This is a genomic window from Daejeonella sp. H1SJ63, assembly GCF_029360775.1.
Lineage (GTDB): Bacteria > Bacteroidota > Bacteroidia > Sphingobacteriales > Sphingobacteriaceae > Daejeonella.
In genome coordinates this window covers 473,443-488,875 of record NZ_JARKMZ010000028.1, presented here as the reverse complement: position 1 = coordinate 488,875, position 15,433 = coordinate 473,443, and the positions used below count along the sequence as shown (strand labels likewise).

The window sequence follows — 15,433 nt, the reverse complement described above, 5'->3', positions numbered from 1 at the left end:
CTCAAATCTGATTGCAATAAATCAACAAGCTATCAATTAATCTTAATTAGTCCTTCACCTTCAGCAATCTGTATAGAAACTTGTTTTTTAGCATTGTCGTAAGTATAATTGCTGACAGCCTTTCCATTTAATAATACTGCTTTAGGTCTTGAAGCAGATGCAATATTTAACTTAGCTGATGCATTGCTGCCATATTTGATCCCTTCTGAAGAAATCTCCAAACTCACCGGACTGCTTGAGCTGATTACTTTTGAACCATCTTTACTTCTAAAAGTTGAAACAAGTGCCAGGAAGATTCTGTCATCAGACCAGGTAATTGCTGCAGCATCTGTTTCCATACCTGCTGCCTGATAAGTATTGCCTGGTTTAGTACTGAAAGCAAACTTTTTACCCGATGCCACACCACTCACAAATCCATTTCCTTCTTCAGTTATTACTTCCGAAACCCCGTTACTTCCATCGGTGGTTAAGAGATTGGCAATAACCAGTGGCTGTTTATTCTTTGTGCTTGCAGAAACTGTAAGCATTCCTTCTTTCTTCAGGTGACGCTCACGCTGAAGGGTATAAAGATAATGAGGGGTTTCAACAGCTTTAGTTTCAACAGCCTTTGGAGCAAGGTGCATAATGTTTAAGGTCACCCCCTTTTTAGTAATGTTAGAAACATCATTTCCCGCCTTGATATGCTCAAGCTCAGCAGTCTGATACAATAATGTAACTTTTGCATCTTGATCAGACGGAACAGCAGTATCAAGCATCAATAGAGTTCTTGGTTTGATGAAAAGAACATTTCTGCTCAGATCCTTTACTTTGTCGAAATACAATTCACCAATATTACCTGCAGAGAATGCAGCGTCTTTTCCATCCAGAAAGTTTGCGATGTATGCCTGATCGTTAAATCCGGGAGCATGGTAAAGATGATCTCCGGTACGCTGACTCTGCTCATTATCATTAATCAAAATCGTTGAATGACCAACAGGCTGAATTAATTTAGACTGATAAATAGGATCATCGTAATAAGTAGAGTTTTTCAAATGACGTTCTTCTATAAAGATCACTCCTTTATCAGCAAGCCAGAAACTTCCCTGATCAATATGCTGATGATTATAGAATGCCCCTGAGCGCATTACAAATGAGAAATCATCCTTTTCCCATCCACCTTTAAATACCGTAGTTCCTACTTCTCGGAATATTTTTACCGGATTTTCATCAAACGGACTATCTTCCTGAATTCCTTTGGTGTTGAAAATTACATCCTCATAATTTTCTCCCTTCTTCATGAAATTATAGAACCAGCTTAATCTTGGTTCTCTTCTCTTTTCAAGAAGGAAACTCCAGAATGTTGCGGGTCCCATCGGGCCTCCTGAATCACCATATTCAAACCAAAGTTTATCTTTAATTAATCCGCCCCATATAAATTCGTTATAACTACCCACCAGCGGAGCAGTTAAATCTACCTTGAATACATTATCCAGTGATGGTAAACTGTATGCCATATTAGAGAAGGAATAACTGTTATATCCATATCCTTCACCCCATGCTCCGTCTTTCTGATCCACTACACGGTTTATAAATTTGTTATATTTAATGATCGCGCCGGTGAAATATGGCTCAAGGTTTTCTGTATCCGGCCCGTCAGCATAAACTGAAGCCATATTCATTAATGAACCACCAAGAATCATTGCCAGCCAGTTTGAAGTGGCCGCTGTTACATCATCATTAAATACATAAGTACGATGTGCTCCATCTACAATATTGGCCATGATAGCCTTGCGGATCTGCCTGCTTTCATCAGCACTCATTAAATCGTAAGTAAGATCATAAGCCTCAGCCACACGATGTGCCCAGCTACCGGTACGGTGTTCGCTGTATCTGCCCCTATTCGTTTGCCATGGGTGTGTCCAGTTTGGCCAGGAAGAAAGTTTAATCAATACATCTTTCACATATGTACCTGCCTCACGATCACCATGAAATGCATAAGCTCTCGCATTTAATCTTAAGGCTTCTCCTGTATGATAAATTTTGTTACCCCAGGCATTCCAGGTTGGCAACCAATCTTCTTTAGGAAACTGATCCAGATCAAAGATCAATGTATTTACAGGAATCTTTTCTCTCTGTTCCTTTGCATTTTTCAGAATATCATCATAAACCTTCGCAAATTCAGGTTGCTTAAACTTAGCATCAAGCAATTTCTTTTTATCGGCATCAAATAATAAACGTGGATGCTTTCCGGCCATATTTGCCGGAGCAATATGAATTGTAAACTCTGTAGTGGCAATACCTGAAGTACCATTGCTTGCATTTAGCTTAGCCAGGTAAAGTCCTACCGGAAAATTAAGCTTCAATGGCTTCAAACTCCAGTCTGAACCATTTTTCACCAGATCAGCTTTATAAAATGATTTCTTTTGATCTGCAAAAGAAAAGATCTCGACACTTACCTTTTTTGCATCCAGCGGCCACTGACCATTCAGCACAAAATTATCTCCTGCGAAATAATGTTTCTTTGGTATATACTGTGCGTATTCAGGCAGTTTATACATCTCTGGAGTATTGAAACGGAAAGCAGTTTCACGGGCAGCAGCGAATGCAATATCATCTATCCCAAAATAAATAGGCATTGCCGGATCTGCCATCGGGAATTTAGCAATAAATGCAAGGGCATAAATCCTAACCTTATCCATTCCTGAAATTTTCGGATTTGCTTTAAGCAGATCCTCAAAACTTACTGATGCATTAACCCATTTATTTCGTTCAGGATTGCTGATCGTATATTCGATTTTACCCAGATCTCCGGCTGCAAATCTTACTTTATAAAACTCTGACGGCGTATTTGACTTTAAGTAAAATCTGAAATTCAACTTAGCGCCCGGAACAAGATACATATCCAGAAGCTTTTGAGCACCTGCATACGCATCAACATTTGTAAAAGCCGTTACCTTCTGAACAACAGATATATTAGGATCTCCGGATACCATCTCTTTGGGTCTGAAATCCTGGTTATAAGCAATATCCTGCCAATGCGGATAAGATGCCCATGCTCCAAGTTCCCTGTCTTCAAAATTTTCTGAATATGACCAGGGCTCAATGGCTACCTGTTGCGAATTTGCAGTTTGAGCCAGAACTGAATTTGCACTAAATCCGGTTACAAGGCTTAATAAACATAATAGGTTTTTCATCCGTTTATTTTTTTTAATGGTGATGAATTGATCATGATTTAATCATCATACCCCCTGCGGGTTTTGGCAAAATCGTGATGGTTTCATCGTAAAAAAGATTATATCAAATTCTTATACTTTTCTATTATTCAAAATCAAAGCTGAATATAAACTCATCAAATCAGTTGTAATGGCTTTAAAAACGGGTACGTTACCATATCAACCCATAAGGATACAATTAAGCATTAAATGAATTGAAAATTAATGATTTAACTGGTCCATTTGCGTAAGCGATAGCCTCGGAACGCATAAAATATGAGATACATATAGCATGGAAACAATACCCAATATGCATGACGTGCATCTAACACATCAACAAAGTATCCGTAAATCAATGGAAGTATTGCATTACCTGCCAAACCCATCACCATCAGGGAAGCACCTACCTTGGTAAAACGTCCCAGACCATCTAAAGCCAATGGCCAGATACCTGCCCAAACCAAAGAATTTGCAAGACCAAGCATTACTACAAACCAAAGGGAAATATCATTGGTATGACCAAGGAATGTTACATCTCCTTTTGCGTAAATAATGAGAAGGGTGAGGATAGCTCCAAATATCGTACTAACTTTTAACGCTGTTAACTGAGAGAGAAATTTTGGAATAAAAAATATACCAACCAGATATGCGCAAATCTGAGCGGTTAAAGTATATGAAGGAAACACCTTCGCTTCGATAAGATTCAGGTTCATAGTTGCTGCGTAACTAATCACCGTATCGATAGAAATTACCTGAGTTCCTACGTGCAGAAATATTGCAAATGCTCCTAATACAAGATGAGGAAATTGCATAATACTCGTTTTAGATGAATTAGCCTGTGCTAACTCTTCGCTTTCGTGCTCTGTATCAATCTCAGGAAGCGGTGAATAGCGAATAAACAAACCAATCAGAAACAGGAATGTACCGACACATGCATAAGGAACAATAACCCTCTGAATCAGTTCATGGAAGACAGTATCTTTTTCTGCCTGAGTCATGGAGCTGATATTATCCAGCATCGCACTGTCTGTTGCTTTGAAAATAACTGCCGCGAATAATAAAGGTGCCAGAATTCCTGCTCCTTTATTACAGATACCCATAATACTGAAACGCTGAGCAGCACTTTCTTTAGGACCTAAAATAGTAATGTATGGATTAGCGGCCGACTGAAGCAGGGCTAATCCGGCACCGATTGAGAACAAACCCAAAAGAAACAATTCATAAGTCATAGTTATTGCAGCCGGAACGAAGAGGAAAGCTCCGGTAGACATGATCCAGAAACCAATCATCATTCCTTTCTTAAACCCTACATTTTTCAGGAGATAAGATGCTGGAACAGAAAAGAGCAAATAAGAAATGTAAAAAGCGAATGTTACGAGATAAGACTGAACGTGTGAAAGCTCGAATGAAATTTTAAAATACGGAATTAAGATTGCATTGATCCATGATGTAAATCCAAACATGAAGAACATGAACGCAATGATCACCATACCTGTTATGGTATCACGCTGACTTAAAGATCCTACTGATACTGTTTTGTTGTTACTCATTTTATTTTTTGTTAATCCTAGGTTTCCGTTTAATCCCGACCTTAAAGTCTTAATTTTCTAAATATATTATTTTAATTGTTCAGTCCTAATTTATCTTATAATTTGGATGCACTGTCTTCGTCAATAAATAAGATGGCATGATCATGTCTTCTAAGAATCGTTGAGGGATAATTCTCACTGATTTCACTGTTAATGGTATGGTAAATTGCATCCGCTTTAAATTTACCCGGTACAATTGCAATGGCATAAGTTGATTTAAACAAAGCCGGCATTGTAATAGTCAATGCATGGGTTGGGACCTGATCGATACCGGCAAAACAACCATCATTAACCTGCTGAACACGACATGCCTGATCAAGATCAACAACCTTAACGATCAATGGGTCATTAAAATCAGCCACATGAGGATCATTAAATGCCAGATGAGTATTTTCGCCAATGCCCAGACAAACGATATCTGTTGGATATTTGATCAGCAGGTCTGAATATCTTTTACATTCATCCTGTGGATCTGCTTCATTTCCATTTAAATAATTGACTGTGCGACAGCTAACAAAACTAAAAAGTCTGTCCTTAAGAAAGTTACCAAATCCCTGTGGCGCATCCGGATCTAAACCAATGTATTCATCCATGTGGAATGCATTGATTCTACCCCATTCGATATCTTTCTTCAGTAATTCAGCAAGAAACTCGTTCTGAGAAGGTGCCGAAGCAAAGATTATATTTACGTATTCTTTTGTTTTAAGTAATTCAGCAATTCTTGCTGTAAGTTCTTCTGCAGCTGCAGCTCCTAACTCGGGTCTTCCACTATAAATTTTAGCGGTTAACTTATCTTTTTTAATCTCTCTCATGAAGGTATTTTTGTATTCTGTAAATATTAGTTCTCTTTATTATATATCACTCTTCCTCCCACAATGGTGGTACTTATATTGATGTTATCGTCAAAAATGATAATATCAGCATCTTTTCCGGTGATGATTGATCCTTTAGAAGAACCAAGTCCCAATATATTTGCCGGGGTTTGAGCTGCCATTTTCACTGCTTCAAGTAATGGAACATCAGCCATATTGATCATGTTACGAACCAGGCGATCACATGTAGCAACACTTCCTGCAAAAGATTTGCGATCAGGTAATTTCGCTACACCATCTTCAACAAGAACTTTAAGTCCGTTGTGCTTGCTGCCCAGAATACTGTCTCCCGGAGGCATGCCTGCAGCACGCATAGAATCAGTAATCAGTGCAATACGGTCAGGACCTTTGATTTTATAAATCAATTTGAGCAATGGTGCAGGAAGGTGAATTCCATCAGCAATAATTTCAACATCCATCTCATCAAGGAGGTAGGCTGTTTCAATCACTCCCGCATAACGGAAACAATTTCGGCGAGAAACCCCCGACATGCATGAATAGAAATGTGTTGCAAGCGTAAATCCGGCTTCAAATGCTTCCAAAGCTTCCTCATAGATCGCATCAGTATGAGCCATTGCAACAAGAATTCCCTTGGATCTTAGATGATTCCCAAATTCAATTGCCCCCTTTAATTCAGGTGCAGCACTCCATCTCTTGATATCTGACGAACGTGAAAGAATATCCATGTACTCTTTTGGATCCGGATTCCTGATATATCTTGGATCCTGAGCACCACGCTGAGTCATTGCAAAATAAGGCCCCTCAAGATGCATCCCTAAAAATTGTGCTCCCTTGGTATTATTCTTATCTGCCTGCTTGTATAATTCAAGTGTATTGTATAATTCATCCAACTCACTGGTCAGAGTGGTTGGCATTAAGCCTGTAGTGCCATATTTGGCATGTGTTTCTGCAATCTTAAGGAATGCCTCTTCTGAGCCATCCATAAAATCATGCCCACCGCCACCATGAACGTGAATATCAATAAAGCCCGGAGAAATATATTTGCCTTTTGCATCAATCTCTGTAGCCCCCGCCACTTCTATATTCCCTTCAACAACTTCACGGATTTTTGATCCCTCAACAATCACTGTTCCCTCAAATATTCTGTAGGGAGTTAAAATTTTACCATTGTGTATTTTTAATACTCTTTCCATACGATTTACTGTCTGTTATTCAGATTGCCTAAATTAGAAAAATAACAGAACCTAATTATTTATTATGTGTTTTGGTTTGTAAACTTTGTGTTTCAAAAATTAAAGAAACAGCTACATTTATTATGACTCATAAAATATAAAATGTCCTATTGATGATAAATATATATTGATATAAGCTAATTTGGTTGTTTTCATCAATATGTTATAGTTCCTACTAAAGCCATATCCGGAGAAAAATCTGATTATGGTTTAACAATTCTGATTATTTCCCCTACATCACTATTTTGTCTGAAATATTTTATCAGACGCAAATCAGCCCCATATATCAGGTACGAAACTGTAAAAACAAAGCAATTATATACTTTTTGATTAATAGAACTCAGGTTTGCAAATTGTAGCCGCCGCACAAAATATTTCTTCCCTAAAACCCAGGGCTTTTAACACGGCATTAAACTACTATGATTCTGGCATTGGCTATATAAATTGGGGGGAAAAGAAATTTTGAAACCTAATGTTAAATCAGTAACATTGATATTACAGAAGCTGGCAAATTTTAAACAATGAGAAATGTTCAAAGATTACCAACAAATCTCTTCAATTCTCAGAGTGTTAATTTGGAGTAATTTCAATTATGAAGTTATATAAAAAACCTTTCCCTGATTGCTTGCCTGAATATCAGCAATTGGTTTCAGAAGGCAATGAACAAGCCTTTGAAAAGATTTACAATCATTATCATAAAAAATTAATATCATTCTCCAGGAATTATACTGAGTTTAAAGAACTGGCTGAAGAAATAGTAGAGGATGTTTTTGTAAAACTATGGTATAACCGTGAAAATGTAACTCAGATTAAAAACCTGAAGGTTTATTTATACACCTCTGTAAAACACCAATCTTTAAATGCCCTTTCTCAGGAAGCACGAAGAGTGGTTACTGAATTATTAGAAGTTACTGAATACGATGTTCATTCAGAAAATAATACTCCGCATGATCTATTGGTTACTTCAGAATTAATGCAATCGGTTCAAAGCGCAATAGAATCTTTACCGCCGCGCTGTAAGCTTATATTTCAATTGGTAAGAGAAGACCAATTGCAATATAAGGAAGTTTCAGAGATCCTTAATATTTCCGTAAACACTATCGACACACAAATGGCAATTGCGGTTAAGCGATTATGCGCTGCTTTAAATATCCAATCCGGAAATAAAGTTTCTCAGCTTACAGAGAAAAAAAAATAAAATCCTTTTAGTAGATTTCGTTCATTCTGCTGTCTTTATTAAAAAGAGCCTCCTGCTTAATGATAGACAGCAATGATAAAATATGGATAATGATGGGTCGCTCATTGAGCGGTGAAATCTCTGCTGATGAACAAAAAGAGTTACACTCCCTACTAAAACTTGATCTGCATCTGAATCATCGGTATTCCTTGTTAAAAAAACTCTGGAATAAGAGTTTTACTCAGGACGATGTTTTAGAGGAAGAAAATAATGAAGAAACTCTTTTCAAAAAAATTATCTGTAAAGCAGAGATTGATCGTCAAAACGCCAATAAAATATCACAAAGAAATCTACAGCCCTTTATTCAACGGCTATTTTCAAAAAGATTAATATATACTTGTGCAGCTTCTGTGGCTGTGGCTGTGGTACTTTTTATAGGCAAATCAAAACAAGAAGTAAATACTGCCGAAGAACAAGTTATTTCAGCTCAAAATGGCAGCAGAAGTAAGGTACTTTTATCTGATGGTACCACTGTTTGGCTTAATGGGGGCTCCAAACTATACTACGATTATGAATTCTCGGGTACACAACGCGAAGTACGCTTGGATGGTGAAGCATTTTTTGATGTAGTAAAGCAAAAAGACAGACCTTTTATTGTTCATGCCGGGAAAATTGACATTATAGTACATGGTACCGTATTTAATGTTAAATATTATCAGGGAGACAAAAATATAGAAGCAACCCTTCTGCATGGCCAAATCGAGGTAACAGATAATACAAATAAAGCTAAGCCATCTGTTTTTCTTGTCCCCAATCAGAAGCTTATCATCCCCCAGAAAGAGCCATCAAAAACTGAGAAATCTGCACCAGATAAAACCTACGAACTGGTTAACCTGGATGCGAAACTTCAAGAGACGGAGCGAATTGAAACAGCATGGATTTACAACAGAGTTGAGTTTAGGGGTGAAACATTTGAAGAATTAGCCGGAAAACTCGAGCGCTGGTATAATGTTAAAATAGAGTTTGAAGATGATGATGTGAAAGCATTAACATTTAATGGCTCCTTTGAGAAAGAAACTGCAGAACAGGCATTTAATGCCCTTCAAAAAGTAGGTGCATTCAATTTTAATATACAAGGACGTGAAATATTTATTAGATCACTTGAATAAGTTATACCCGATATAAATAAATAACGGAGAATGTTGACGCATGCTCCGTTATGATCGATTAAACAAAAACCCCAACCCTGCGAAAAGTTGGATTATTTAATTTAACCTAATTCAAAAGTATGAAAAGTTTTTTTACGATTTCAAGAAAATCGTTCTCTTCTAATCTTGTTCTTATTAGTATGAATCTAACTGCAATTTTGGCACTTCTGTTTTCGATAAGTGCTTCAGCCACAGTATTTTCACAGAACAAAATTAATCTAAAGGTAAATAAATCAGCAATAGCTCATGCAATAAGCCAGATTGAAGAACAATCTTCTTACAGATTTCTGTATAATCAGAATCTGGATGAGATAAAGAAAAAAGTATCTGTTAATCTTGAAGATGCCAGTATTGAACATACATTAAAGGAATTACTGAAAAACTCAGGGCTCGGTTATCAATTTATCAACAACGAGCTTATAGCGATTCAAAAGACTGAATCTTCTAAAGCCGATATTGTAGTAAGCGGAAAGGTGACCGATAGCCAGGGTGAACCATTAATTGGTGTATCGGTAAAAATTAAAGGGACTAATATTGGTGCCAGTACAGATATCAATGGTGAATTCTCAATTAGTACTCCTGAAAATGCGACATTGATATTTTCTTATTTGGGTTTTGAAACCTACGAAATAAGATTTTCAGGACAAACCAGATTAAGTGTTATGCTTAACCCCGCAAATAGTCAGTTAGATGAAGTTGTGGTGGTGGGTTATGGTATACAAAAGAAAGCGACTTTAACCGGTTCTGTTACTTCCGTTAAGGGATCGGAAATTCTTCAGTCTCCTACAATTAACGTAAGTAATAGCTTAGCCGGACGTTTACCAGGTCTGGTTGCTGTAACTCCAAGCAGCGAGCCTGGAGCAGACCGCACTATTTTAAGAATTCGCGGGATGAATACTTTAAATAATAATGACCCATTAATTGTTGTGGACGGTATTCCCGGCCGTTCATTAGACCGTCTTGATCCGAGCACGATCGAAAGCATTTCAGTGTTGAAGGATGCCTCTGCAGCAATATACGGAGCCCAGGCAGCGAATGGGGTTATCCTGGTTACTACTAAAAGAGGTAAAATAGGAGCCCCGTCCATTACAGCCAGCTTTAATCAGGGCTATGGCAGGCCAACAAGGCTCCCTGAAATGGCAGATGCACCAACCTATGCTACCATGGTGAATGAAATTGCTTATTATAAAAATCCGGGTGGCTATACACCTGTCTATAGTGACAAGCAAATTCAAACGTTTGCTGATGGCTCAGATCCCTGGAACTATCCTAATACAGACTGGTTTAAAGAAGTTTTAAAACCATGGTCTGGCCAAAACTACCTTAATACTTCTGTTTCCGGAGGAAGCGAGAGCGTTAAATATCTTATTTCTTTAGGAAAAACAGGCCAGGAAGGATTTTATTACAATAGCGGAACCAAGTATAATCAATACGATTTCCGTACAAATTTAGACGGAAAGATAAATAAAAATATCAGCCTTACTTTCGATGTTGCAGGCCGTACGGAGGATCGTAACTATCCTACCCGTAGTGCAGGCAGCATTTTCAGAATGGTAATGCGTGGTAAACCTACCATGACTGCTTACTGGCCTAACGGAGTTCCCGGCCCTGATATCGAATACGGGGATAATCCGGTTGTAGTAAGTACCAAAGCTACCGGCTATGATCATGATAAGCGATATGTGGTGAATAGCAATATCAGACTAAATGTAAAAATTCCATGGGTGAAAGGGCTATCTTTAACTGGAAATGCCGCCGTCGATAAAAATTTTCGTTTTCAAAAAACCTGGCAGACCCCATGGTATTTGTATTCTTTTAATGGGTTTGATGCAAATAACCAGCCTATACTTCAAAAGTCAAAAAGAGGATTCGACAGCCCTGCCCTTACACTGAGAACAGAAGATAACCAGAATATTCTCCTCAATGGACTTATTAATTATGAAACTAAATTCCTTACTGACCATAATATCAATTTTTTGGCAGGTGTTGAAAAGATAACGGGAAGGGGGGATAATTATAGCGCTTATCGTAAAAATTTCACTTCACCATTACTTGATCAAATGTTTGCAGGTGCTACTGATCAGTTTATGTCAAATGATGGTCGGGCTTATTCCCAGGCAAGATTAAACTACTTCGGCCGGGTAAACTATGATTATAAGCAAAAGTACCTGGCTGAATTTGTATGGAGATACCAGGGTTCTTATATCTTCCCTAAAGAGAGCCGATTCGGCTTCTTCCCGGGGATTTCTTTAGGTTACAGAATATCCGAAGAAAAGTTCTGGAAAGACAAGATAGCGGCTGTTAATTCCCTTAAACTTCGCGCTTCCTGGGGACAAACAGGTAACGACCAGATTGATGAATATCAATATTTGGCAATGTACGGACTTGGTGGAATCAGAGCGCAAACATGGAATCCTGCACTGACATTTATAACTAATGGCAATGTTGAAAACCCAGCATTATATGAGACCGTATTGCCAAATAAGGAAGTTACCTGGGAAGTTGCAAATCAGGCTAATATTGGTTTTGATGCAACTTTATTAAACGATAAGATCTCTGTAACTGCTGATTACTTTAATTACACACGTTCTCAGATCCTGTGGTTTAGAAATGCCTCTGTTCCCTCATCCACAGGTATTCAATTACCTAGAGAAAATATTGGTAAAGTTGGTAATAAAGGATTTGATTTCAGCGTAGGATATAACGGAAAAGCAGGCGAATTGTCTTACCAGTTTGGCATTAACGGTGGATATCAAAAGAATAAAGTTTTGTTTTGGGATGAGCCTGCTGGCGCTCCTGATTATCAAAGAACCACCGGCCGCCCTATGTTTAGCAATATTTATTACAATGCAATGGGCATTTTCAAAGACCAGGCTGCTATAGATAAATATCCGCACTTAAGTAATGCCCGCCCCGGAGACGTGATATTTGAAGATTATAACAAAGATGGAAAAATCACTGTAGATGACAGGGTTAGATTTAATAAAAATACTACCCCTACACTTAATGGCGGTTTCACAATGAATCTGCGCTACAAAGCCTTTGATTTTGCAGCATTAGTTCAGGGTGCAGCAGGAGCTATACAATATATATCCACTGAATCCGGCGAAATAGGAAACTTCCTGAAAGATTTTGCTGATAATCGCTGGACCCCTCAAAATCCGGATGCAAGCGGACCCCGTACTTTTAACCGTGGTAATGAATATTGGGTAGGTCAGTCTAACACCTTTTGGGTCCATAAAACAGATTATTTGAGACTCAAAAACCTGGAATTAGGCTACAGCATACCCTCATCCATGATCCGTCGTGCCGGACTTAAAAACCTTCGCGTATACATAAATGGATATAACCTGTTAACCTATAGCCCTGATTTGAAGGATTTCGACCCTGAATTAGGATCTGGCTCAGGCCAAGGTTATCCTTTACAAAAAATAGTAAATGGTGGTTTATCTGTTACTTTTTAAACATTTTTTATAAATCAGTCGTCATGAAAAAAATTTATTATATACTATTAGGGATATTCGTCCTGACAAATACCATTTCGTGTAAGAAAGATTTTCTGGATCAGACACCTTCGGATAAGTATTCGGAAGAGGCAGTTTGGAGCGACCCCGCTCTTGCTCAGGCATTTGTAAACAATATATACTTTGGAATACCCCATGGCTTTAGTAACATTATGATGTCATCCATGGTTGATGAAACCACATACAATGCTGACTTTGGAAGCAGTAACGTAACTAAGAGCCTTATAACACCCAGCGACTTATCCATATTTGACGAAAATTTCTGGTCTGGTAACAGGCAAAGGGGTATGAATTGGGCACGTGTATACAAATTCATCAGGTCTGCCAATGTTTTCTTTGCGAATATAGATAAAGTCCCTTTTGACAATCAGGCAGATAAAAATCGAATTAAGGGGGAAGTATACTTTTTAAGAGGCAATCTGTATCATAACTTAGTTTCCATGTACGGCGGCGTACCTATTATAACAAAGGCATATGGCCTTGCGGATGACTTTACTGCGCCTCGCGACAGCTATGAAAATTGCATTAAGTTTATAACATCTCAATTGGATTCGGCAGCTGCTTTATTGCCGCTTACACAATCCGGGAATAATAAAGGACGTGCAACTAAAGGTGCTGCGCTGGCTTTAAAATCAAGAGTATTATTATACGCAGCAAGCGATTTATACAATAGCGATGCTGCATGGGGAGGTGGAACTAATAAAGAACTTGTTGGATATGTAGGAGGAGATAGAATTGCCCGTTGGCAGGCAGCAAAAAATGCAGCAAAAGCGGTAATGGATTTAGGAGTTTATAGCATTTATAAAGCGGGAACTCCGGCTTCAGCATCTGAGGCTATTAAAAACTATGCGGATATTTTTCTGTCTAAAGAAACATCTGAAGATATATTTTTGCGCTTATTTACACCAAAAGTTGATGAAAACTGGGACGGCTATAATCCTGGGTTATATAACAATCCCAATGGCTGGCATGGATGGGGTAGCAATACTCCGGTTGGTCAAATGGTAGATGCGTATGAAATGGCGGATGGTTCTAAATTTGACTGGAACAATCCTGCCCACAAGGCTGCTCCGTATGCAAACCGTGACCCTCGTTTTTATGCCAGTATCAATTATGAAGGAGCTGTCTGGAGACCGCGTCCTTCAGATGTAGCGGGAAAAGACCCAATTGGGATTATCCAGGTAGGATATTATAAAAAACCTGATGGTACTGTAGTTCCAGGTCTGGATACAAGGAATAGTCCGATTGAAGACTGGAATGGCACTTATACAGGCTATTATATGCGTAAGTTTATTGATCCAACCCTAAATGCTCAGTTTGTAAAGCAGGATCTTCCATGGCGTTTCATACGTTATTCAGAAATTATATTGAATTACGCAGAAGCATGCCTTGCTTTAGGTCAGGAGCAGGAAGCCCGCACTCACATTAATATGATCAGAACACGTGTTGGTATGCCTCAGGTTAATGAAAGCGGACAAGCTTTAATTGACCGTTACCGTAATGAGCGCCGTATTGAACTGGCATTTGAAGATCTGCGTTATTTTGACGTACGTCGCTGGATGATTGCAGATGTTGCTTATCAGAATGCACAGGGAGTAAGGGTTGACGGTTTAATGGATGGAAATGGTGCCATTCAGCCAGTACGTACCTATTCAAATATAACAGCGCAGGCCAGAGCATGGAATCCGCGTTTTTATTTTCTTCCTATCAAGAAGGATGAAATGAACAGAAACAGTAAACTTGTCCAGAACCCTTTATATTAATCTTTACAGACCAGTCATGAAACAAAATCTGCAAGGTTTCTCAAGAAGAACCGCTTTAAAAATGGCCGCTGCTACTACTGCTGCAATTGTTGGCAACGGTTTATTTAATCGCATTTCTGCAGCAGAAGCCGTTTTAGAATCCAATTTAAAAGGAAAAGTAAATCATTCCGTTTGCCGCTGGTGCTATGATTCTATCCCTTTGGAAGATCTGTGCAAGGCTGCCAAAAATATAGGGCTTTCGTCTATTGAATTGGTTGGCCCGGATGAATGGCCAATACTTAAAAAATACGGACTTACTTCTGCTCTGCCCTGGGGGGCAGGTAAGGGCATCACCAAAGGCTTTAATGATTTGAAATATCATGATGAACTTGTAAAAAGTTATGAAGATATTATTCCTAAAGCAGCCGCAGCTGGCTATAACCAAATAATTTGTTTCTCAGGAAACCGTAATGGTTTGGATGACGGGCAGGGAATTAAAAATTCTGCTATCGGTTTAAAACGACTGATCAATGTGGCTGAAAAACATAAGGTAACCCTGGTAATGGAACTTTTAAACAGCAAGGTAAATCATCATGATTATCAATGCGATCATACTAAATGGGGCGTTGCTTTATGTGATGAAGTGGGCTCAGACAGGTTTAAATTGCTTTATGATATTTACCACATGCAGATAATGGAAGGTGATGTAATTGCTACCATAAAACAATACAGCAAATACATTTCCCATTACCATACAGGTGGTGTACCCGGAAGAAACGAAATAGACGATACACAGGAATTAAATTACCCGGCAATTATGAAAGCTATCATAGAAACTGGCTTTAAAGGCCATGTAGCACAGGAATTTATTCCGAAAAGGCCTGATAAATTAGCCTCCTTAAAACAAGGAGTCCAGATTTGTGATGTAGTTTAATAC

At 38.4% G+C, this 15,433-nt stretch carries 9 protein-coding genes; 5 read left to right on the top strand and 4 right to left on the bottom strand.

The window, feature by feature from the left end; translation table 11 throughout:
- Window positions 1-32: 32 nt before the first annotated feature.
- The 4 genes from P2W72_RS09915 to nagA all read right to left on the bottom strand — a co-directional run bounded on the left by P2W72_RS09915 (window position 33) and on the right by nagA (window position 6,806).
- Complete coding sequence (locus P2W72_RS09915; protein WP_276361618.1) at window positions 33-3,173, bottom strand: heparinase II/III family protein; 3,141 nt, start codon at window positions 3,171-3,173, stop codon at window positions 33-35.
- A 248-nt stretch (window positions 3,174-3,421) separates the two neighbouring features.
- Window positions 3,422-4,741, bottom strand: a complete 1,320-nt coding sequence (locus P2W72_RS09910) for a sugar MFS transporter (protein WP_276361616.1) — start codon at window positions 4,739-4,741, stop codon at window positions 3,422-3,424.
- 95 nt (window positions 4,742-4,836) lie between these two features.
- Entirely contained in the window at window positions 4,837-5,592 is a 756-nt protein-coding gene (locus P2W72_RS09905; RefSeq protein WP_276361613.1) for a glucosamine-6-phosphate deaminase, read from the bottom strand.
- Window positions 5,593-5,618: 26 nt separating this feature from the next.
- A complete protein-coding gene (gene nagA / locus P2W72_RS09900; protein ID WP_276361612.1) occupies window positions 5,619-6,806 on the bottom strand; it encodes an N-acetylglucosamine-6-phosphate deacetylase in 1,188 nt (395 codons plus the stop codon).
- 631 nt (window positions 6,807-7,437) lie between these two features.
- On the opposite strand from nagA, the gene P2W72_RS09895 reads away from it, so the two are divergent.
- The 5 genes from P2W72_RS09895 to P2W72_RS09875 all read left to right on the top strand — a co-directional run bounded on the left by P2W72_RS09895 (window position 7,438) and on the right by P2W72_RS09875 (window position 15,430).
- Entirely contained in the window at window positions 7,438-8,043 is a 606-nt protein-coding gene (locus P2W72_RS09895) for an RNA polymerase sigma-70 factor (protein WP_276361610.1), read from the top strand.
- Window positions 8,044-8,102: 59 nt separating this feature from the next.
- Window positions 8,103-9,191, top strand: a complete 1,089-nt coding sequence (locus P2W72_RS09890) for a FecR family protein (protein WP_276361608.1) — start codon at window positions 8,103-8,105, stop codon at window positions 9,189-9,191.
- Window positions 9,192-9,310: 119 nt separating this feature from the next.
- Window positions 9,311-12,694 carry a SusC/RagA family TonB-linked outer membrane protein gene (locus P2W72_RS09885; RefSeq protein WP_276361606.1) on the top strand — a complete coding sequence of 1,128 codons (3,384 nt, stop codon included), beginning with the start codon at window positions 9,311-9,313 and terminating at the stop codon, window positions 12,692-12,694.
- A 23-nt stretch (window positions 12,695-12,717) separates the two neighbouring features.
- Window positions 12,718-14,517 (top strand): RagB/SusD family nutrient uptake outer membrane protein, encoded by a 1,800-nt coding sequence (locus tag P2W72_RS09880; RefSeq protein ID WP_276361604.1) that lies wholly within the window; start codon window positions 12,718-12,720, stop codon window positions 14,515-14,517.
- Between the two features lie 16 nt (window positions 14,518-14,533).
- The gene (locus tag P2W72_RS09875) at window positions 14,534-15,430 is read left to right on the top strand and encodes a TIM barrel protein (RefSeq protein ID WP_276361601.1); all 897 of its coding nucleotides are present in this window, start codon (window positions 14,534-14,536) and stop codon (window positions 15,428-15,430) included.
- Window positions 15,431-15,433: the final 3 nt, after the last annotated feature.

What these genes read in the sequence shown, in the direction of transcription:
- P2W72_RS09915 (WP_276361618.1), bottom strand. Translation starts at nt 3,173, where the DNA reads ATGAAAAACCTATTATGTTTATTAAGCCTTGTAACCGGATTTAGTGCA.
- P2W72_RS09890 (WP_276361608.1), top strand. Translation starts at nt 8,103, where the DNA reads ATGATAGACAGCAATGATAAAATATGGATAATGATGGGTCGCTCATTG.
- P2W72_RS09875 (WP_276361601.1), top strand. Translation starts at nt 14,534, where the DNA reads ATGAAACAAAATCTGCAAGGTTTCTCAAGAAGAACCGCTTTAAAAATG.
- P2W72_RS09885 (WP_276361606.1), top strand. Translation starts at nt 9,311, where the DNA reads ATGAAAAGTTTTTTTACGATTTCAAGAAAATCGTTCTCTTCTAATCTT.
- P2W72_RS09905 (WP_276361613.1), bottom strand. Translation starts at nt 5,592, where the DNA reads ATGAGAGAGATTAAAAAAGATAAGTTAACCGCTAAAATTTATAGTGGA.
- P2W72_RS09880 (WP_276361604.1), top strand. Translation starts at nt 12,718, where the DNA reads ATGAAAAAAATTTATTATATACTATTAGGGATATTCGTCCTGACAAAT.
- P2W72_RS09910 (WP_276361616.1), bottom strand. Translation starts at nt 4,741, where the DNA reads ATGAGTAACAACAAAACAGTATCAGTAGGATCTTTAAGTCAGCGTGAT.
- P2W72_RS09895 (WP_276361610.1), top strand. Translation starts at nt 7,438, where the DNA reads ATGAAGTTATATAAAAAACCTTTCCCTGATTGCTTGCCTGAATATCAG.
- nagA (WP_276361612.1), bottom strand. Translation starts at nt 6,806, where the DNA reads ATGGAAAGAGTATTAAAAATACACAATGGTAAAATTTTAACTCCCTAC.